Origin of the sequence: Staphylococcus delphini, from assembly GCF_900636325.1 — a bacterium.
Taxonomy (GTDB): Bacteria; Bacillota; Bacilli; order Staphylococcales; family Staphylococcaceae; genus Staphylococcus; species Staphylococcus delphini.
The window spans coordinates 327,436-348,302 of sequence record NZ_LR134263.1; the positions used below are offsets into that span (position 1 = coordinate 327,436).

Here is a 20,867-nt window from a genome sequence, read left to right on the forward strand (position 1 = left end):
CAGAAGTATTTAATCCATCTCCCAAAGTTGAAGTGATGTAAGTTTATAAGCACTGATAGAAAATAAAGCTTGCTCACACCCCAGATTGCAAGAATGCCCACCATACCCACTCTCAAATCCAATCAAGAAGAAGAGGAAAAGAGATGCAGAAGTATTTTTACCTATACTCAGAGTCGAAGTGGTGTAAATCACACCAAAAGCCCTGATAGAAAGTAAAAGGCTCTCAAAAACTCTGATTGCAAAATCGTGCAAGACTCCTGAGTCAACAGCTGAACACGAAAATCCAATTCGGCTTCAGCAAATGTACACTTGAATCAAGCCGAATTTAGTTAAGGGTTCAGCGACTCGGAAAGCGCAGCACGATTAAGCAATCTGTGCTTACTCAAAACTTGAATTTTATTTTCTATACAAAAATAGCTTTATGCTGTCAGTCATATACAGCATAAAGCTTCATCACTACTCCTTCGACTCCGGAATAGGAAAATACTCAAAAATCTTCCCACTCTTCAACGCATTACTAATCGACTCAAGCCAATAATAATACACACGAGAATCTTCCAACTGTGCCTTAATCTCAACCGCCTCTTCTTTCACATCATCCGCCACATCATCTGCCGCAATTATCTCATCAATCATTGCCTCAGACTCTTTCAACGCAGCCAAATTAATCGAAATTTCACGATTCCATTTTTGCGTGAAAAAATTGGAGAAAAACTCAAAGAAATCTTTCTCAGCCTCAAAATGTTGTTTGCGACTGCCGCGTGTCAGACGTTGCTTCACAATATCGAACTCTTGCAACTTTTTCACACCCGCGCTCATACTCGGCTTACTCATCTGTAACTCTTGGCGCATTTCATCGAGTGTCATACTTTCTTTAAAGAGCATAATGCCATACAAATTCCCAACGCTACGATTAATGCCATAAAGGTCCATCGTCTCAGCGATAGAATTAATGACAATATCTTTCGCTTCTTCTAATTTGGCTTCATATGTTTTTGCACGTGCCATAATGACGACACCTCCTATCATCATAAAACATTTTAACATTTAACTTGAGAAAAGCGAGTCATTAATTAAAAAAATTTCTAACATTCTTTATCAATTTAACGCTTTTTGTAGGAAGGTGTAAAGCAATCGCTAGCAGTTGACAGTGTCATTTTTCATATGATAAAGTTAAGTTTGTGAAATTCGTTAAATAAAAACTTAACAAACTTAACGGAGGGATACTGATGGAAGCTGTAAACCGATTATCTCGTCGCCAATATATAGATGGTGAATGGGTCGAGAGTAGTAATAAAGCAACACGTGAAATTATTAATCCGTACAATCAAGAGGTCATTTTAGAGGTGGCAGAAGGAACTGAAGCAGATGTTGAACGTGCCATCCTTGCCGCTCGTCGCGCATTTGACGAAGGGCATTATGCGAACGAAACGGGTGAAACGAAAGGCCAAAAAGTACGTGCGATTGCGGACAAAATTAAAGAAAACCGTGAAGAGTTAGCTTATTTAGAAACATTAGATACAGGCAAAACGTATGAAGAGTCATTAGTCGACATGGATGACATTCATAACGTGTTTATGTATTTTGCAGGTTTAGCAGATAAAGACGGTGGCGAATTGATTAACTCACCGATTGAAAATACAGAAAGCAAAGTTGTGAAAGAGCCCATCGGTGTTGTGACACAAATCACACCTTGGAACTATCCGTTATTACAAGCATCATGGAAAATTGCGCCTGCATTAGCGACAGGTTGTTCCCTTGTGATGAAGCCAAGTGAGATTACACCTTTAACGACAATTCGTGTTTTTGAGTTAATGGAAGAAGTTGGTTTTCCAAAAGGTGTCATCAATTTAGTTTTAGGTGCAGGTTCTGAAATTGGCGATGTTTTATCTTCACATCCTGACGTGGACTTAGTGTCATTCACGGGTGGTATTAAAACAGGTAAACACATTATGAAAAAAGCAGCGGATCATGTGACAAACATCGCACTTGAATTAGGCGGTAAAAATCCAAACATTATTTTTGATGATGCAGACTTTGATCTTGCGGTAGACCAAGCGTTGAATGGTGGCTTTTTCCACGCTGGTCAAGTATGTTCAGCAGGTTCGCGTATTATCGTTCATAATGCGATTAAAGACAAATTCGAAAAAGCGTTAATCGATGCGGTGAAAAAAATCCGCTTAGGTAACGGTTTTGACAAATCAACTGAACTCGGACCATTGATTTCAGCAGAACACCGCGCAAAAGTTGAAAATTATATGGAAGTTGCGAAAGAAGATGGCGCTACGATTGCAGTCGGCGGTCAACGTCCAGAGCGCGAAGACTTACAAAATGGCTTTTTCTTTGAGCCAACTGTGATTACAGACTGTGACACGTCGATGCGTATTGTTCAAGAAGAGGTATTTGGTCCTGTTGTGACAGTGGAAGGCTTTGAGACAGAAGAAGAAGCAATCCGTTTAGCGAACGACTCGATTTACGGTCTTGCGGGTGGTGTCTTTACGAAAGATATCGGTAAAGCCCAACGCGTCGTAAGCAAAATGAGAATGGGTACCGTTTGGATTAATGACTTCCATCCTTATTTCGCACAAGCGCCATGGGGTGGCTACAAACAATCAGGTATCGGCCGTGAACTCGGACATCAAGGTTTAGAAGAATATTTAGAAACGAAACATATTTTAATGAATACGAACCCTGAACCAGTGAAATGGTTTAGCCAATCTTAAAACACGGACGTTGAACAGATTGATGAAGAAAGTCATGATTTACATCACGTACCGACAACCACGACAGTTCATGACTTTTGTACATAAAAAGACGAGAAAATACAAAGTTGTGGAGGAGTTTTTGTTATGAGTAAAGCGTACGATAAAATGTATGACTATATCATTATCGGCGGCGGTAGTGCTGGGTCCGTTTTAGGTGCACGTTTAAGCGAAGACAAAGATAAAAAAGTGTTGGTCCTTGAAGCGGGGCGTAGTGACTACCCATGGGACTTATTAATTCAAATGCCTGCCGCTTTAATGTATCCATCTGGCAATCGTTTCTATGACTGGAAATACGAAACAGACGGTGAACCGCATATGGGTGGCCGTAAAGTATTCCACACACGCGGGAAAGTGTTAGGGGGGTCAAGCTCGATTAACGGTATGATTTATCAACGCGGTAATCCGTTAGACTATGAAAAATGGGGGCAACCTGAAGGCATGGACACTTGGGATTATGCCCATTGTTTACCTTACTTCAAACGTTTAGAAACGACATTCGGTGCAGATGCGGATGATCCGATTCGTGGCTTAAATGGTCCAATCAAATTACGTCGTGGTCCAGCTGATAATCCATTATTCCACGCCTTTTTCGATGCGGCAGTTGAAGCGGGTTATCGCAAAACAAAAGACGTGAATGGGTTCCGCCAAGAAGGTTTCGGTCCATTCGATAGTCAAATTCATAACGGTCGTCGTGTATCAGCATCACGTGCGTATTTACGTCCAGCGATGAAACGTCCGAATTTAACAGTAAAAACACGCGCATTTGTAGAAAAGCTTCACTTCGATGGTAATACGGTTACAGGTGTGACATACAAACGTAACGGCCGTTTACACAAAGTGCTCGCGAAAGAAGTGATTTTATCTGGCGGTGCGTTTAATACACCACAATTATTGCAATTGTCAGGTATCGGTGACTCAGAACATTTACGTTCACTTGGTATTGAACCACGCATTCATTTACCAGGTGTGGGTGAAAACTTTGAAGACCATTTAGAAGTTTACATCCAACATACATGTAAAGAACCTGTGTCCATGCAACCAAGCTTAAATAAACTGAAAATGCCGTTCATTGGTTTAGAATGGCTTACACGCCGTACTGGTGCAGCCGCAAGTAACCACTTTGAAGGTGGCGGCTTCGTACGTTCAAATGACGAAGTGGATTATCCAAACTTAATGTTCCACTTCTTGCCATTAGCGGTACGTTATGACGGTCAAAAGCAGAAACGGCGCATGGTTATCAAGTGCACGTCGGTCCAATGTACTCTAACTCTCGCGGTAGTTTAAAAATTACGTCGACGAACCCGTATGTAAAACCGAAATTTGTGTTTAACTATTTATCAACAGAAGAAGATAAACGTGAATGGGTTGAAGCCATTCGTGTCGCACGTAACATTTTAAAACAACCTGCATTAGACAAATTTAACGGTGGCGAAATTTCACCGGGACCAAGCGTACAAACAGATGAAGAAATTTTAGATTGGGTGCGTCGTGATGCCGAAACAGCATTGCACCCATCATGTAGTGCGAAAATGGGGCCAGCGAGCGATCCAATGGCAGTGGTAGACCCATTAACAATGAAAGTTCATGGTATGGAAAACTTACGTGTCGTGGATGCGTCAGTGATGCCAACAACGACAAATGGTAATATTCATTCACCGGTACTCATGTTAGCGGAAAAAGCAGCTGACATTATCCGTGGTAGACAACCATTAGAACCTGAATATGTGGATTATTATATTCATGGTAAGAGCGATCCAGATGCAGGTGCGATTGATTAAGTGTTAATAAAAAAGCGATTGATTTTGGATGTGTTCAAAATCAATCGTTTTTTTTATTTAAGACTGAAAATGTGTATGCAGCACTTGAAGTACACTGCGTTGAGTATGCACCATTTTAAATGATATGGAGATTGCCACCACGGTCTCCCTTTCCCAGGTGCTGACATTTGCAGAAGCTTTGTGGGACTATCCAGTTCAGCTGATCCCTCTGGCGTGCAAAACATCAAGGTTAGGTATAGGCTTAACCTACCACTCCTCAACATCTTGACGTTCACCTTTAAAATTATTCCGTTTCTCATGCCGTTTACCCAATAACGCTTCAATCTCCGCAAACGACACATCTTGTGCTTGTAGCAACACGAACAAGTGATATAACACATCCGCACTTTCCGCAATCAATTCATCACGGTCATCTTTCGTCGCCGCAATGACGACTTCAAACGCTTCTTCGCCAAATTTCTTCGTGATTTTCTCTTTTCCTTCATTCAAAAGGTACTGTGTATACGAACCACTATCTGTCTCTTTTGCACGAGTCGCAATTGTTTCTTCTAGTTGTTGCACATTAAAGCCGCTTTCTGTCCCGAAACAACTTTGTGTGCCTGTGTGACATGTTGGGCCCATCGGTTCGACAAACAGCAACAATGTATCTTGATCGCAGTCTAAATACATATCTTTCACTTTTTGAATGTGTCCAGACGATTCGCCTTTTTTCCATAGACGACCTTTGGAGCGAGAATAAAACCAAGCGACTGCTTCATCTACCGTTTTTTGGAACGCTTCTTCATTCATATAGCCGAGCATCAATACTTGTTTTGTATCGACATCTTGTAAAATGACAGGGAGTAATCCTTTTGAAAAATCTGGTTTTAAGGCCATCTGACAGGCACACCTCCATTTTCGAGTTCTTGTTTAATTTCGTGTACAGTCGTTTCTTTGTCGTGTAATATACTTGCTGCAAGTCCTGCTGAGACAGACGTGTGTGTGAAAAGTTCGGTAAAGTGACGTGCATGGCCACCACCACCCGACGCAATAATCGGGATATTGACACGTTCAGCAATCCCATTCAAATGTTTTAGGTCAAAGCCCTGTTTCATCCCGTCAAAATCCATGCTTGTAACGAGCAGCTCACCTGCACCGAGAGATTCGACTTCTTGGACCCAATCATACACGCGTTTGTCCGTGCGCTTTTTACCCCCATGTGTACAGCAAAAATAATCATCTAACGCTGGATCATATTGACTGTCAATCGCGATACAAATGCATTGTCGTCCAAACTTTTCACTTGCTTGACGAATCAGTTCAGGATTTTTGAGCGCCGCAGAATTGAGTGACACTTTGTCGGCACCATGTTTTAACAAATCAGAAATGTCATCGAGTGAAGCAATGCCGCCACCAACCGTTAATGGGATAAACAGTTGTTCAGCGGTTTGTTGGATAATATCTAACGTTAAAGCATGGCCTCGTTCCGTTTTAGAAATATCTAAAAAGACGAGTTCATCGGCACCGGCTTCGTTATAGTACATGGCTAAATCAACAGGGTCACCAATGTCTCGTAACCCTTTAAATTGAATGCCTTTCACGACGCGGCCATCTTTGACATCGAGGCAAGGAATAATACGTTTTTTAATCAACTTAACCCCTCCCAAAATGCGCTTTGATTTGCGGCTTTACCGACAATTGCGGCAGTGATACCTGAAGTTTCAAGCTTTTCAAGGTCTTGTCGATGACGAATGCCTCCTGATGCGACGACAGGTAACGAAGTCGCTTGTGCAAGTTGTGCCGTGATTTCAAAGTTCGGACCTGCTAATTTACCATCTTTCGAAATATCTGTATAAATGATGCCGCCTAACGGTAAATCTTCAATTTCAGCGACATAGTCAAATAAGTCTAACGCGGCATCTTCTGTCCAGCCGTTAATTTTGATTGCTGTGCGATATGCATCGACGGACACATAAATTTTCCCGGGAAATAACTGACTCATTTCAGCGAGCCATGCTGTATTCGTAATGGCTTGTGTACCGACAATACAATAATCGACACCTGAATCAAAATAACGGCGAAGTGTTGCCTCATCACGAATGCCGCCGCCGACTTCAATCGGTTTGTCACTCGCTTGAATGAGTTGTTGAATATAATCCATTTCAATTGCGCGTTGTGCTTTAGCGCCGATGAGGTCGATAATATGAATACGGTCGACACTTTCAAATTGATTGTAAAATTGAATACTGTCTTCTGCACTTCTCGTCATCGCTTCAGAAGTGTTGTAATCTCCTTCAGTGAGGCGGACACTTTTGCCTTCAATTAAATCAATGGCAGGCCAAATTTTAATCATGTTGCCATCCTCCTTTTAATGCTTGTGCTAAGATCTCCAAGCCGTAATTACCGCTTTTTTCTGGATGAAATTGAATGCCGATATATGTCCCGCGTTGGACGATACCAGGAATTTGAGTGCCGTAATCTGTATAGGCGACAACATCATCATTCATCGGCGCTTGGTACGTATGCACATAATAGACGTCTTTATCTAAACCTGAGACGTCGCTTTTTAACTGATTCCAACCGAGATGCGGCACTGTGTAAGGTGTGTCAATCGCACGCACATGCCCTTCGAAAAAGCCGAGCCCAGGGACATGACCTTCTTCGCTAAAACTATAGAGCAATTGCATTCCGAGACAAATACCGATAATGGGCTTTTGTTGTCGTTTCAATAATGGTGCCAGTTCATAACGGTCAATAGCTTGCATCGCGTCTTTAAAATGACCGACACCAGGTAAAATAAGCTGGTCAGCACGTTCAATAACTTCTGGATTACGTGAGACAACGACATCATACCCGAGATGTTGCACGGCGCGTTGGACATTTAAAATATTGCCTAAACCGTAATCTACAATAACAATCATGATTCAATCACACCTTTAGATGAAGGAATACGTGCTTCTTGTGATGGACGTAATGCTTGTTTTAAGGCGCGGGCGAATGCTTTGAATACTGCTTCAATCTCATGATGTGTATTGCCTTGGTGCAGTAAATCGATGTGTACCGTAAGTCGCGCATTGATGACTAACGCTCTGAAAAATTCTTCTACTAACTCTGTATCAAACTGTCCGACCTTTTCTTTACTGAATGACGCGTTAAAGTTTAAATAAGGGCGTCCACTAATATCGACCACAGCACGCGCTAACGTTTCGTCCATCGGTAAATATTGTTGACCGTAACGCTCGAAATGTTTTTTATCGCGCGTCAGTTGTAACAATAATTGACCGAGTACGATACCGATATCTTCAGTGGTATGGTGATCATCCACCCACGTATCACCATCGACATTTATATTGAAGTACAGCCCACTGTGAAAGCTGAGTAGTGTTAACATATGATCTAAAAAGCCGACACCCGTATCGATATGGCTTGTTTCTTGCGCTTCTGAAAGTTCAATGGCAATTTTCGTTTCTTTCGTTTCACGGTTAATTTGATATGTCATGACGTTCACTCCATTCTTTGACGACTTGTTCAAAACGGTCTAACTGTGCTTCTGTCGCAATGGAATAGCGGACAAATCCTGCCATCGTTGCTTCAGATGGGTCATTGTAAAAACGGGGAAGAAAGCCGTGTTGTTCCACATAGCGTCCGAGTGCCATTGCTTTTGGTCCAGCAGTTAGCACAAAGTTGGTCTCGCTCGGGTAAATCGTCATATGTGCACTCGCATGGTCTTGTAAAATGGCTTTCAAACGTGCGCTCAAGTGGCGTTGATGTGCCACAAAGACTTCTGTATCTGCTTGATTTTCGAATAAGTGAATCCCAATCGCCATCGTCAGTGCACTGAGTGGGTAAGGGTGTTCAATTTGACGAACGCGTTGAATCGTTTGTTCTGTGCCGATCAACACACCGAGACGTAACCCAGCCATCGCATAAGCTTTCGACAATGTGCGCATGATTAAAATATGGTCTTCTAAGGCAATATCGAGTGGTGTCGAAAAGTCAATATACGCTTCATCAATGACGAGGTAACCACCAAGTCGCTTCATTTCATCAGCAATCGCTAGAAGATATTTTTCATCAAAACGGTGACCCGTCGGATTGTGTGGATTACTTAATATGAAGAAACTCGGTTGAATCGCTTGAATCTTGTCCAAGACGGTTTCAAGTGGAAAAGATAACGTTGGCGTAGCATCCACAAATTGAATATCGCGGTTCACTTGGCGTGCGTAATCTTGATACATGAAAAAGTCAGGGTTAAGCGTTAAACACGGACCGTCTGGCATGATGAGCATTAACTTTTGAATCAGTTCATCAGAGCCATTGCCACAAGTGATTTGTTCGAGCGTGAAAGTATCACCGTAGTATTGCGCATAAGCTTTACGAAAACGGTCATACGCTACGTCCGGATAGTGGTGATAGTCACACTGTTCAATGAGTTCGGTTAGTATCTCTGTCGATAATGGTTTGATCGGACTTTCATTTTTGTTCATACGAATCATGCGTCGTCACCTCTTTGTCTAATTTCTAATGATTGTTGGTGGTGATACAGTTGTTCATCTTGTGCGATACGTGCAGCATCTCGATACGTTTTTTCATAGGTTGCTTTTGATAAGTGGATGACCGTATGTTTCGTTAAAAAGTCATTGACCGATAAACCATGTTGAAAGCGGGCGGTCCGTTGCGTAGGTAAGACGTGGCTCGGTCCCGCAATATAGTCCCCAATCGCTTCAGGTGCATAGCCGCCTAAAAATAGGCTACCGACATAATGAATGTGTGGTAAATAAGCTTCCGGTTGTACGGTTTGAATTGACGCATGCTCTGGGGCAATGGTATTCATCACATGACAACTGTCTTCAAAATCAGTCGCGTGAATCAGATAGTGATGGTCTTGCAAACTGACTTTTAAAATATCATGGCGTGGTGCACCGTTAAGTGTTTGTTGGATACGGCTTTCTAATCTTTCAAGCAATGCCAAATCTGTTGAAATGACAAATGTTCGTGCCATTTCATCATGTTCTGCTTGAGCAAATACATCATAGACAATCGCATCTAAATCACATGTGTCATCTATCATTAATGCAATTTCACTCGGCCCTGCGATTTGATCGATACCGACTTCTCCGTACAATGCCTTTTTCGCATAAGCCACATATTGATTGCCTGGACCGACAATTTTATCGACTTTCGGGATGGTTTCTGTCCCATAAGCAAGTGCTGCGATACTTTGTGCACCGCCGACTTGGTATACATGATCCACACCAGCAATATGACATGCTGCGAGTACACTCGGCGCAACACCATTCGACTGAGGCGGCGTGACGACACTGATATTTTTCACACCTGCTACTTTCGCGAGTGTGGCCGTCATTAATACAGTGGAAGGGTAGCTCGCTTTACCACCTGGCACATAGATACCGACACGTTCAATCGGGTGATACACTTCATAAAGTTCAGGCGTCGCATATTGATTGTCGTATTTGATTTGCGTTTGATAATCTCGAATTCTTTGGAAACTATGTTCAAGTGCGTGACGTAAATCTTCATCTATACTGTAATACGCCGCTTCGATGTCAGATCTTGGCACTTCCAACGTCTCTACATTGACGCCATCAAATTGTTGATTATAGTCATGTAATGCTTGATTTCCTTCACGTCGCACGCGTTCACAAATGGCAGTGACTTGTGCGTGAACTTCAGGATTGAATGTTTCTGTTGTTTCGAATTGTTGTAAAAAGGTTTGGCTATTAACGATCAATGAGCGACACTCCTAACATGTTTATAAATGCATCAATTTCTGATGATTGGGTGAAAAAGCTTTGTCGATTCGTAATGAGTTGTGCTTGAATTTCTGCAATATGTTCTTTTTCGACTAACCCGTTCGAACGCAATGTCGTCCCTGTTTGAACAATGTCAACGATGCCGTCGACCATGCCAATCACGCAAGCAAGTTCGATAGACCCGGATAATTCGATCAGTTCGACATCGCGTCCCGTCGCTTTAAAATAATCTCCGGCTGTTTTAGGAAATGAAGTTGCGACTTTACGATAGTCCGTCGTCTCGTCAAACGCTGCGACTGAAAAGTGACATTGGCCAAAAGGGAGCGCAAGCAGTTGATTGACATCGTATTGAGTTTCGTTGAGAATATCACTGCCCGTAATGCCAATATCAGCAATGCCTTGTTCGACGTAAATAGGGACGTCATTGCCTTTAACGAATAAAAAATGGAAAGGTGGTACTTTAATTTGAAGCTGACGTTCTCTAGATTTTAATTGTGTCGCCAAATCGTTTTGACCTTGTGATTCTAAATAGGCGATAAAACTTTTGAGTAGGCGACCTTTAGCTAATGCGATTGTAAGCACAGCGATTCCTCCTCGTCATAATGTTAATCCTAAACCGAAACCTTCTAGTGGTCCGTTGTAATAGCCTCCTGATAACGTTCGCCCGCTATCTTTAAGATGAGCATGAATAAATGTTTCTTTATAGTATGAACGTGGGGCTTGCGGTGTAATATCGAGATGAATCGTGTCGATGTGAAGCGATTTAAAGTAAGTTTGCCAACGATTCAAACTGCGAATAATGACGTGATCATGCGGATATAACGTATTTAAAAGTTCGAGCTGCTGATGTGTCGGTGTGAGCAATAACCGTACGAGCGGATGACTGATGCCGAGCTCGGATTTAAGTGCCGAAATATTGCGCTGTTCCACCCATGTCAGTAACTGTTCACGTTCAGCTTGATGCTCGAGCAATAAATCGATGAGCTGGTAATGCCCAATTACGACATATTGAATTTCATCTTGTAAGTGTTGCGTGATAAATTGTTGGAACGTCTCAAAAGCATGGTACATTTCTTGAATATGTGGTCGATAACATTCCAGACCAAGTTGTGTTTGGACTTGATGGTGCCGTACAATCGGTCCCGTATAAGCTACAGCCTGGTGACTCAGTTGATAATGTTGATAATAGCGCACGAGTTGATCGGTGAAATCATTGCGTAATGCAAATAATGTCTCATCTGCTTGCCATACACTGCGCTCTTTCATTTGTTTTAAATCGTCTGGAGACAGTTCATCCCACACGAGTGTTTCGATAAAGGCAGTCTCAATCGGTTCGAAATCATTGGCTGCTGCTAACTTTAAAAAATCAATTTCATATTGTTTATTTTGTATGAAAGGTTGTACCATCGTCCATCCTCGCTTTCGTTCTCTACCAAGTTAAAGTGTTTGAATAGAATATGACAATGGTAGCACAGAGGTTTACAGATTTCAACACATTTTTCTGAATATTTTATTTTTAGTTATAGATGATTGCTGTGAGGCTCATCATCAGACTGTCTCAAAATTGTTCGATTTGTACACGGCAGTATCTCATGCCATAATGGTTCAAGTACGAGCAAGCGTCGCACATATTCAATACGACTCTATCGCAATCAATCCAAAATAAAAAAATCGTATTTTGAAGCATCTAATTGTATAATTGAGAGGGTCAAGAAATTATAAAAATAAGGAGCGTTTCGTATGAATTTCGAAAAATATATTGATCACACGTTGTTAAAACCAGAATCAACACGTGCACAAATTGATAAAATTATTGAGGAAGCAAAAGCATATCATTTCAAATCGATTTGTATTAATCCAACACACATCGCTTATGCTGCAGAAAAATTAGCAGATTCAGATGTGCTCGTATGTACAGTAATTGGTTTCCCATTAGGTGCGAACACGACGGAAACAAAAGTATTTGAAACAGAAGATGCGATCCGTAAAGGTGCAGATGAAATTGACATGGTGATCAACATTGGTGCATTAAAAGACCAACGTTATGATGACGTGCAAAAAGATATTGAAGCGGTCGTTAAAGCTGCAGAAGGTAAAACAGTTAAGGTTATTATCGAAACAGCACTTTTAACTGAAGAAGAAAAAGTTAAAGCATCTGAGCTCACTAAAGCAGCAGGTGCACATTTCGTAAAAACATCAACAGGCTTCTCAACAGGTGGTGCTACACCAGAAGACGTGAAGTTAATGAAAGATACAGTGGGAGAATCAGTAGAAGTGAAAGCAGCTGGTGGCGTACGTAACTTAGAAGATTTCAAAGCAATGATTGATGCAGGTGCAACACGTATCGGTGCAAGTGCCGGCGTACAAATTATGCAAGGTTTAGAAGTAGATTCAGATTATTAATCAAGGAATTCAATAAATGTGGGAGTGATTAAGATGACAGTACCTTTTCAGCGCGTTCATTTAATTGTGATGGATTCAGTTGGGATTGGAGAGGGCCCAGACGCTAAAGACTTTAACGATGAAGGCTCACACACTTTAAAACATACGCTTGAAGGATTTGATCAAAAGTTACCAAACCTTGAAAAATTAGGCTTAGGGAACATTGCGCCATTACCAGTGATTGACGCTGTTGAACATCCTTTAGCGTATTATACAAAATTAAGTGAAGCGTCAGTCGGCAAAGACACGATGACAGGCCACTGGGAAATTATGGGCTTGAACATTATGCAACCGTTCAAAGTGTATCCAGAAGGTTTTCCAGAAGAGTTAGTTCAAGAAATCGAACAACTGTCAGGCCGTAAAGTTGTCGCAAACCGCCCAGCATCCGGTACACAAATTATTGACGAGTGGGGCGAACATCAAATGAAGACAGGGGACTTAATCGTCTATACTTCTGCTGACCCTGTACTTCAAATTGCCGCACACGAAGACGTCATTCCGTTAGAAGAACTGTATGACATTTGTGAAAAAGTCCGTGAATTGACAAAAGATCCGAAATATTTAATTGGACGTATTATTGCGCGCCCATACGTGGGTGAACCTGGCAACTTCACGCGTACAAGTAACCGTCATGACTATGCATTGAAGCCATTTGGTAAAACCGTGATGAATACGTTAAAAGAAAATGACTACGATGTCATTGCGATTGGTAAAATTAACGACATTTATGATGGTGAAGGTGTAACAGAAGCGGTACGTACGAAAAGTAATATGGACGGTATGGATCAATTAATGAACATCGTCAACAAAGATTTTAAAGGATTAAGCTTCTTAAACTTAGTTGACTTTGATGCGTTATATGGTCACCGTCGTGATAAGCCAGGCTATGCACAAGCGATTAAAGATTTTGACGATCGTTTGCCAGAATTGATGGATGCGATGCGCGAAGACGATTTATTGATCATTACAGCGGACCACGGGAATGACCCAACGGCACCGGGTACAGATCATACACGTGAATACATTCCAGTCATCATGTATAGTCCGAAGTTTAAAGGCGGACATGCATTAGAAGGCGATACAACATTTAGTTCAATCGGTGCAACAATTGCCGATAACTTTGGTGTAACATTGCCTGAGTTTGGACGTAGCTATTTAAATGAATTGAAATAATTGAGAGGAGTGGCTGATACCTGTAATGGGTGTCAGCTGCTTTTTTATTTTGGGGGCATCACTAGTTTTTGACTGTCGAAATTTTTAATCAATACAAAAAACTTTTCAACACATTATCAACAGATGTCTTATTGAGATTAAAACTTATCCAATGACATACGAATCAATACATAAATTGCTGATAAAAAATATACAACACATTGAATTATATAAAAAATCATTTAAAAAGATATCAATATTGAAATGATATACATCTGTGATACAGGATGATATCCAGTGTGAAAAAGTATATGTATAGACGCTTATTTTTAAAGTTTATATATATTAATTATTTTCCAGGAACACATGATAGACCAAATAAGTTCATATTATTTTTTAATAGATTACAGTTGTTAAAAATGATAAAGGTGTTTAAAAACTTTATCATTCGTATGCTTAGAAGAGGAATCTAAAAAAATTAAGTAAGAAAAAACAAATAATATTAATTGTATAAATTATATGAAAGCATTCTACTTAATTCGCCTATTTTTTTAGTTGTGTAATACAAAAGAATGGTATATTCTTTAATTCGTAGCACAATTTAATTTGATTAAGGAGATGATAAATTATATGAAAAAATCTAGAAAAAAGCGTGTTGATTTTTTACCTAACCGTCAAAATCGATATGCGATACGTCGTTTTTCAGTGGGCACTGCGTCAATTCTTGTTGGGGCAACATTAATTTTTGGGATTCATTCAAATGATGCATCGGCAGCAGTAGAAGACGCAACATCTCAAGAAGCAGAAACAACTAACGGAAATTCAAATAGTACAGAAGAGGCAACTACCAACGAAAGTACAACTGTAGAGGCGCCAACAAATGAAGAAGTGTCAACAGAAGAGAAATCAGAAGAGGCGCCAACAAATGAAGAAGTGTCAACAGAAGAGAAATCAGTAGAGGCGCCAACAAATGAAGAAGCAACAACGGAAGAGAAATCAGTAGAAGCGTCAACAAATGAAGAAGCAACAACGGAAGAGAAATCAGTAGAGGCGCCAACAAATGAAGAAGCAACAACAGAAGAGAAATCAGTAGAGGCGCCAACAAATGAAGAAGCAACAACAGAAGAGCAATCAGAAGAGGCGCCAACAAGTGAAGAAGCGACAACGGAAGAGAAATCAGTAGAAGCGCCAACAAGTGAAGAAGCGTCAACAGAAGAGCAAGCAGCAGAAGCGCCAACAAATGAAGAAGCAACGACACAAACTCCTGTAAAAGAAGAAACATCCTCAACGCAAGAAAATCCATCCATGACTACACCAGAAGAACAATTTTCAAATGAATTCAATCAATTAACATCTACAGAAGATAAAACAAACTACACACGTGAATATTTAACTCAAAACACAAACCTTTCAGCAGAACAAGTGGATGCAACAGTTGAACGCTTGAAATTAAGTCAAGACAATCCAACAGCAGAAGATGTCTATTTCGCATTACTTAAAGATTTAGCTGATCAACAAGATGCCTTATCACCACGTGTGACACTTTTGGCAGCTAGAGATTCTGAACTCACGAACGAAGAGTCTATCGCTTTAACTGAGAATAGTCCAATGTTCCGCGCAGCATTAGCGAATAGTCCTTCTGGCAATGATGTGGTATCAGAAGAAGATAACATCATTGTGGCTGATGCACTCGCAAATGGCTACATCAAGTCACAAACAGACGCAACAAATGCGGCAAACACATTGTCAGGTCGTGCCTGGGTTGTGGATACAGGGACACCAGCGACAATGTCAAACGGTTTAACAGCTGTTCCAGAAGGCACAAAAGTGTATATGCAATGGATTGATACGGACGGTGCAGTTTCACCGGTGTATCAAGCAAGTACGACAAACAAATTGAGTTCAAGTGGTGGTAGCCAAGTAGGTCCTGGTGCTTATGCATTTGATTTGCGTGAAGCATGGGTAGACTCAAACGGTAAAGCACATAAATATAACGCAACAAGTGGTCAATACTATCGTTTATGGATTGATGACTACAAAACAGCTGACGGTAATACAGCGACAATGTTACGTCAAGCAGGTGGTTTCTTCCCTGGATCATATATTAATTCCGTAACAGGTAATAACATTGGTCAATTTCCACTTATCGGTACGAACATGCAACGTACAGGTATTTTTATGGGTGTGATACCAACGAACGATTACATGACTACAGATCCAAGCAAATGGATTCAAGACAATGAGGGACCTATATCAAACCCAGCAGTAACGAGCACAAGTGAATTTGTCAGTGGTAAAGTATGGTCTGAGACAGGTTCAGGTGACTATGCGAACTCTGCGACAGGTCCAAACTTTAACTCAGGCGATATTGCACGTGAAGGTTATCAAGTTGTCATGTCTTCATTAACAAGTGCTGGTGCGCAAGCGTATAAAGCACAAGTCGAATCGTTACCAACAGACCAACAAGCGGCAGCAGCACACCAATTATTCACTGACCATCCAGAATTTATTTCTGCGACAGTGACGGGTAAAACTGATGCAAGCGGTGCGTATACATTACGTTTCCCTTCAGGCTCATTGAATAAAGATTATCTCTATGGTTATGTGTTGGATAATAAAGGCAACTTGGTTAAAGGCTATTCATCATTCACGTCACCTTTATTCCGTTCGCCTAACAGTAACTTATCTTTTGTGCCACAAACAGTGCCATATCATAGACCAGCTAAAAATGCTTGGGTGAATGTGAACTTTGCGCTTGTAGAAACAATTGAAACAACTGTAGACATCACGAACTTTGATGTGACAGCCAACCCAGCACAACGTGGCGATACGGCTATCATTGATGTGACTTCTACAGCATTGTCACCATTACCTACGCATGTTGAGTGGAGAGATTCAAAAGGGAATGTCGTTCAAAAGAGTGGAGATGTCACTACAGTAGAGGAAGCTGAAGCGGCAGGCACATTTACTATTCCTGATGATGCGAAAACAGGTGAAATCTATACAGTTTATATCGTTTCAGGAGGGAATGACGTTGCAGCAGACTCACTGATCGTCCAAGTACAAGAAAATGCGACAACCTATGAACCTGTATATCCAACAACAACAGTTGAACAAGAGCAAACAGTAACAATTCCTACACCTACAAATGAAGATGGTGCAGCATTACCAGATGGAACAAAGTTTGAAGGTGGTAATAATGTACCAGAATGGGCAACTGTTAATGAAGATGGTTCGATTTCAATTTCACCAAATCAAGATGTGGAAAAAGGTAATTACAATGTACCTGTTGTCGTCACATATCCAGATGGTTCAAAAGAAACAGTATTCGCATCAGTTTTAGTTCAAGAAGCTGTGCCAACTGCAGAACAATACGATCCGACAAGTGAAACAATCAATAAGGAATATGGCACTACTGCAACAGAAGATGAAATTAAAGGGGCAGTCACTATTCCGGATTACCCAACAGATGGAGATCAACCGACAATTACGATTGACGACCCAACTCAAATTCCAAATGGAACAGAAGAAGGTACAGTGAATGTGGGTGTCACAGTAACGTATCCAGATGGTTCAACAGACAAATTAACAGTACCAGTCGTTACAGGCAAACAAGCGGATAACGATAAGTATACGCCAGAAACAACGCCAATTACGAAAGACTTTGGTACAGGTGTCACAGAAGACGAAGTGAAAGGCTCAGTTACTGTTCCAGGTTATCCAACAGATGGAGATCAACCAACAATCACAATTGATGATCCAAGTCAATTACCGGATGGTTCACAAGAAGGCACGACAGATGTAAGTGTGACAGTAACGTATCCAGATGGCACAACGGACCACACTACAGTACCAGTCACTATCGGTGAACAAGCGGATAACGATAAGTACACGCCAGAAACAGAAGGTGTCAACAAAGAGCATGGTACGCCAGTAACAGAAGATGATGTGAAAGGTTCAATCACAATTCCGGGATATCCAACAGATGGAGATCAACCAACAATCACAATTGATGATCCAAGTCAATTACCAGATGGTTCAAAAGAAGGAACAACAGATATCGATGTAACAGTAAAATATCCAGACGGAACAACGGATCACATCACCGTCCCAGTGACTATCGGTGACCAAGCAGATAATGATAAGTACACACCAGAAACAACACCAATTACGAAAGACTTTGGTACAGGTGTCACAGAAGACGAAGTGAAAGGCTCAGTTACTGTTCCAGGTTATCCAACAGATGGAGATCAACCAACAATCACAATTGATGATCCAAGTCAATTACCGGATGGTTCACAAGAAGGCACGACAGATGTAAGTGTGACAGTAACGTATCCAGATGGCACAACGGACCACACTACAGTACCAGTCACTATCGGTGAACAAGCGGATAACGATAAGTACACGCCAGAAACAACACCAATTACGAAAGACTTCGGCACAGGAGTAACGGAAGATGAAGTGAAAGGCTCAGTTACTGTTCCAGGATATCCAACAGACGGAGATCAACCGACAATCACAATTGATGATCCAAGTCAATTACCAGATGGTTCAAAAGAAGGAACAACAGATATCGATGTAACAGTAAAATATCCAGACGGCACAACGGATCACATCACCGTACCAGTGACTATCGGTGAACAAGCGGATAACGATAAGTACACGCCAGAAACAACACCAATTACGAAAGACTTCGGCACAGGAGTAACGGAAGATGAAGTGAAAGGTTCAATCACAATTCCGGGATATCCAACAGATGGAGATCAACCAACAATCACAATTGATGATCCAAGTCAATTACCAGATGGTTCAAAAGAAGGTACAACGGATATCGATGTAACAGTAAAATATCCAGACGGCACAACGGATCACATCACCGTACCAGTGACTATCGGTGACCAAGCAGATAATGATAAGTACACACCAGAAACAGAAGGTGTCAACAAAGAGCATGGTACGCCTGTAACGGAAGATGAAGTGAAAGGTTCAATCACAATTCCAGGTTACCCAACAGATGGTGATCAACCAACGATTACGATTGATGACCCAAATCAATTACCTGATGGTTCAAAAGAAGGTACAACGGATATCGATGTAACAGTAAAATATCCAGACGGCACAACGGATCACATCACAGTCCCAGTGACTATCGGTGACCAAGCGGATAATGATAAGTACACACCAGAAACAGAAGGTGTCAACAAAGAGCATGGTACGCCAGTAACAGAAGATGATGTGAAAGGTTCAATCACAATTCCGGGATATCCAACAGACGGAGATCAACCAACAATCACAATTGATGATCCAAGTCAATTACCAGATGGTTCAAAAGAAGGTACAACAGATATCGATGTAACAGTAAAATATCCAGACGGAACAACGGATCACATCACCGTACCAGTGACTATCGGTGACCAAGCAGATAATGATAAGTACACACCAGAAACAGAAGGTGTCAACAAAGAGCATGGTACGCCAGTAACAGAAGATGATGTGAAAGGTTCAATCACAATTCCGGGATATCCAACAGATGGTGATCAACCAACAATCACAATTGATGATCCAAGTCAATTACCAGATGGTTCAAAAGAAGGTACAACGGATATCGATGTAACAGTAAAATATCCAGACGGAACAACGGATCACATCACCGTACCAGTGACTATCGGTGACCAAGCGGATAATGATAAGTACACACCAGAAACAGAAGGTGTCAACAAAGATCATGGTACGCCTGTAACGGAAGATGATGTGAAAGGCTCAATTACAATTCCAGGTTACCCAACAGACGGAGACCAGCCAACAATCACAATTGATGATCCAAGTCAATTACCAGATGGTTCAAAAGAAGGTACAACGGATGTCGATGTAACAGTAAAATATCCAGACGGCACAACGGACCACATCACAGTCCCAGTGACAATTGGTAAGCAAGCGGATAATGATAAGTACACGCCAGAAACAGAAGGTGTCAACAAAGATCATGGTACGCCAGTAACGGAAGATGAAGTGAAAGGTTCAATCACAATTCCAGGTTACCCAACAGATGGTGATCAACCAACGATTACGATTGATGACCCAAATCAATTACCTGATGGTACAAAAGAGGGTACGACAGATGTGAGCGTGACTATCACATATCCAGACGGTACAACAGACCATATCACCGTACCAGTCACTATCGGTAAGCAACCAACTGAAGATAACGGTGCTACAGATAATGATGGCGATATGACACCAGGTACAGATGAAACGGATAACAATACAAACAACGGCGGTGACATGAATCAAGGCACAGATGAAGGACATGGTGTTACTGATCATGACGACAATGTAAAACAAAATTCAAACGTCGACCATACGCCGGTTGAACAAGGTGACAATCATGCGACTTCATCTGCGACAGACATGGATCCAATGCCAAGTGGTAGCCAAACAACTTCTGATGACATGAATGCAAAAGGTTCAACTTCAGAAAAAGCAAATCACAAACAACAGTCTGAACAATTACCAGACACAGGTGAGAGCAACACACAAAATGGTGCACTTTTAGGTGGATTATTTGCAGCACTTGGAGGCTTATTCTTAATCGGCAGACGTCGTAAAGAAAAAGAAGACAAATAATCAACACCGCGCTACAATTCTCAATTCAATCATGAATAAGGCAATGAACAGGCTTGTCCTCTCTAATGGGGGCAAGTCTTTTTTATGATTCAAGATACTACGACAATGTACTACAAAATGTCGAATAACAAACAAATTGCCATATATTGCATGTTGTATGTTGTGACAAACCGATTAGAATAGAACAGTAATCAAAAATGTAAGACGCGTTTTAAAGGGAGGTCATTATATGAATATTTTAACTTAATTCAGGCAGAAGTCTCCCATCCTCTATAGGTGGGTGATGAATGCCGTTGGTAACTCGAAAACCGACATGCAAGGCTCATCTCCTTTTTATTTTGTTCTATGTT

Annotated in this window: 14 protein-coding genes and 1 pseudogene; 5 read left to right on the top strand and 10 right to left on the bottom strand. The window is 41.3% G+C overall.

Annotation, left to right across the window (positions count from 1 at the left end; translation table 11 throughout):
- Positions 1-456: 456 nt before the first annotated feature.
- Positions 457-1,008, bottom strand: a complete 552-nt coding sequence (gene cudC / locus EL101_RS01390) for a choline uptake/conversion transcriptional regulator CudC (protein ID WP_096541816.1) — start codon at positions 1,006-1,008, stop codon at positions 457-459.
- A 221-nt stretch (positions 1,009-1,229) separates the two neighbouring features.
- Between cudC and betB the strand changes: the two genes are divergently transcribed.
- Together betB and betA are read left to right on the top strand one after the other, a co-directional pair.
- Positions 1,230-2,723: a betaine-aldehyde dehydrogenase gene (betB, locus tag EL101_RS01395; RefSeq protein WP_096596380.1), complete on the top strand. Its 1,494-nt coding sequence runs from the start codon at positions 1,230-1,232 to the stop codon at positions 2,721-2,723.
- A gap of 126 nt (positions 2,724-2,849) precedes the next feature.
- Positions 2,850-4,543 (top strand): annotated as a pseudogene (gene betA, locus EL101_RS01400) (choline dehydrogenase).
- Positions 4,544-4,789: 246 nt separating this feature from the next.
- On the opposite strand, the gene hisIE reads toward betA, so the two are convergent.
- Genes hisIE through EL101_RS01445 form a run of 9 tightly spaced genes read right to left on the bottom strand, consistent with a single transcriptional unit; the run spans position 4,790 to position 11,703 of the window.
- A complete protein-coding gene (gene hisIE / locus EL101_RS13770) occupies positions 4,790-5,419 on the bottom strand; it encodes a bifunctional phosphoribosyl-AMP cyclohydrolase/phosphoribosyl-ATP diphosphatase HisIE (protein ID WP_096596381.1) in 630 nt (209 codons plus the stop codon).
- Positions 5,410-6,174 (bottom strand): imidazole glycerol phosphate synthase subunit HisF, encoded by a 765-nt coding sequence (hisF, locus tag EL101_RS13775; RefSeq protein WP_096596382.1) that lies wholly within the window; start codon positions 6,172-6,174, stop codon positions 5,410-5,412. The genes hisIE and hisF overlap by 10 nt, the downstream gene beginning before the upstream one ends.
- Complete coding sequence (gene hisA, locus EL101_RS01415) at positions 6,171-6,875, bottom strand: 1-(5-phosphoribosyl)-5-((5-phosphoribosylamino)methylideneamino)imidazole-4-carboxamide isomerase (RefSeq protein WP_096596383.1); 705 nt, start codon at positions 6,873-6,875, stop codon at positions 6,171-6,173. Before hisA ends, hisF begins: the two co-directional genes overlap by 4 nt.
- The gene (gene hisH / locus EL101_RS01420; protein WP_096596384.1) at positions 6,868-7,443 is read right to left on the bottom strand and encodes an imidazole glycerol phosphate synthase subunit HisH; all 576 of its coding nucleotides are present in this window, start codon (positions 7,441-7,443) and stop codon (positions 6,868-6,870) included. The genes hisA and hisH overlap by 8 nt, the downstream gene beginning before the upstream one ends.
- Entirely contained in the window at positions 7,440-8,021 is a 582-nt protein-coding gene (hisB, locus tag EL101_RS01425) for an imidazoleglycerol-phosphate dehydratase HisB (protein WP_096541832.1), read from the bottom strand. Before hisB ends, hisH begins: the two co-directional genes overlap by 4 nt.
- On the bottom strand, positions 8,005-9,018 hold the full coding sequence (locus EL101_RS01430; RefSeq protein WP_096596385.1) for a pyridoxal phosphate-dependent aminotransferase: 1,014 nt from the start codon (positions 9,016-9,018) through the stop codon (positions 8,005-8,007). Before EL101_RS01430 ends, hisB begins: the two co-directional genes overlap by 17 nt.
- Complete coding sequence (gene hisD / locus EL101_RS01435; RefSeq protein ID WP_096596386.1) at positions 9,015-10,274, bottom strand: histidinol dehydrogenase; 1,260 nt, start codon at positions 10,272-10,274, stop codon at positions 9,015-9,017. The genes EL101_RS01430 and hisD overlap by 4 nt, the downstream gene beginning before the upstream one ends.
- On the bottom strand, positions 10,264-10,878 hold the full coding sequence (hisG, locus tag EL101_RS01440; RefSeq protein WP_019167086.1) for an ATP phosphoribosyltransferase: 615 nt from the start codon (positions 10,876-10,878) through the stop codon (positions 10,264-10,266). The genes hisD and hisG overlap by 11 nt, the downstream gene beginning before the upstream one ends.
- A 15-nt stretch (positions 10,879-10,893) precedes the next feature.
- On the bottom strand, positions 10,894-11,703 hold the full coding sequence (locus EL101_RS01445) for an ATP phosphoribosyltransferase regulatory subunit (protein WP_096553937.1): 810 nt from the start codon (positions 11,701-11,703) through the stop codon (positions 10,894-10,896).
- Between the two features lie 333 nt (positions 11,704-12,036).
- Here EL101_RS01445 and deoC point away from each other — a divergent pair, with 333 nt between their 5' ends.
- The 3 genes from deoC (at position 12,037) to EL101_RS01460 (ending at position 20,517) form a co-directional block, all read left to right on the top strand.
- Positions 12,037-12,699 carry a deoxyribose-phosphate aldolase gene (gene deoC, locus EL101_RS01450; RefSeq protein WP_014612903.1) on the top strand — a complete coding sequence of 221 codons (663 nt, stop codon included), beginning with the start codon at positions 12,037-12,039 and terminating at the stop codon, positions 12,697-12,699.
- Between the two features lie 33 nt (positions 12,700-12,732).
- A complete protein-coding gene (deoB, locus tag EL101_RS01455) occupies positions 12,733-13,911 on the top strand; it encodes a phosphopentomutase (protein ID WP_096591218.1) in 1,179 nt (392 codons plus the stop codon).
- A gap of 609 nt (positions 13,912-14,520) precedes the next feature.
- Positions 14,521-20,517, top strand: coding sequence for a Rib/alpha-like domain-containing protein (locus EL101_RS01460; protein WP_126489868.1), 5,997 nt, complete (start codon positions 14,521-14,523; stop codon positions 20,515-20,517).
- Positions 20,518-20,867 lie beyond the last annotated feature (350 nt).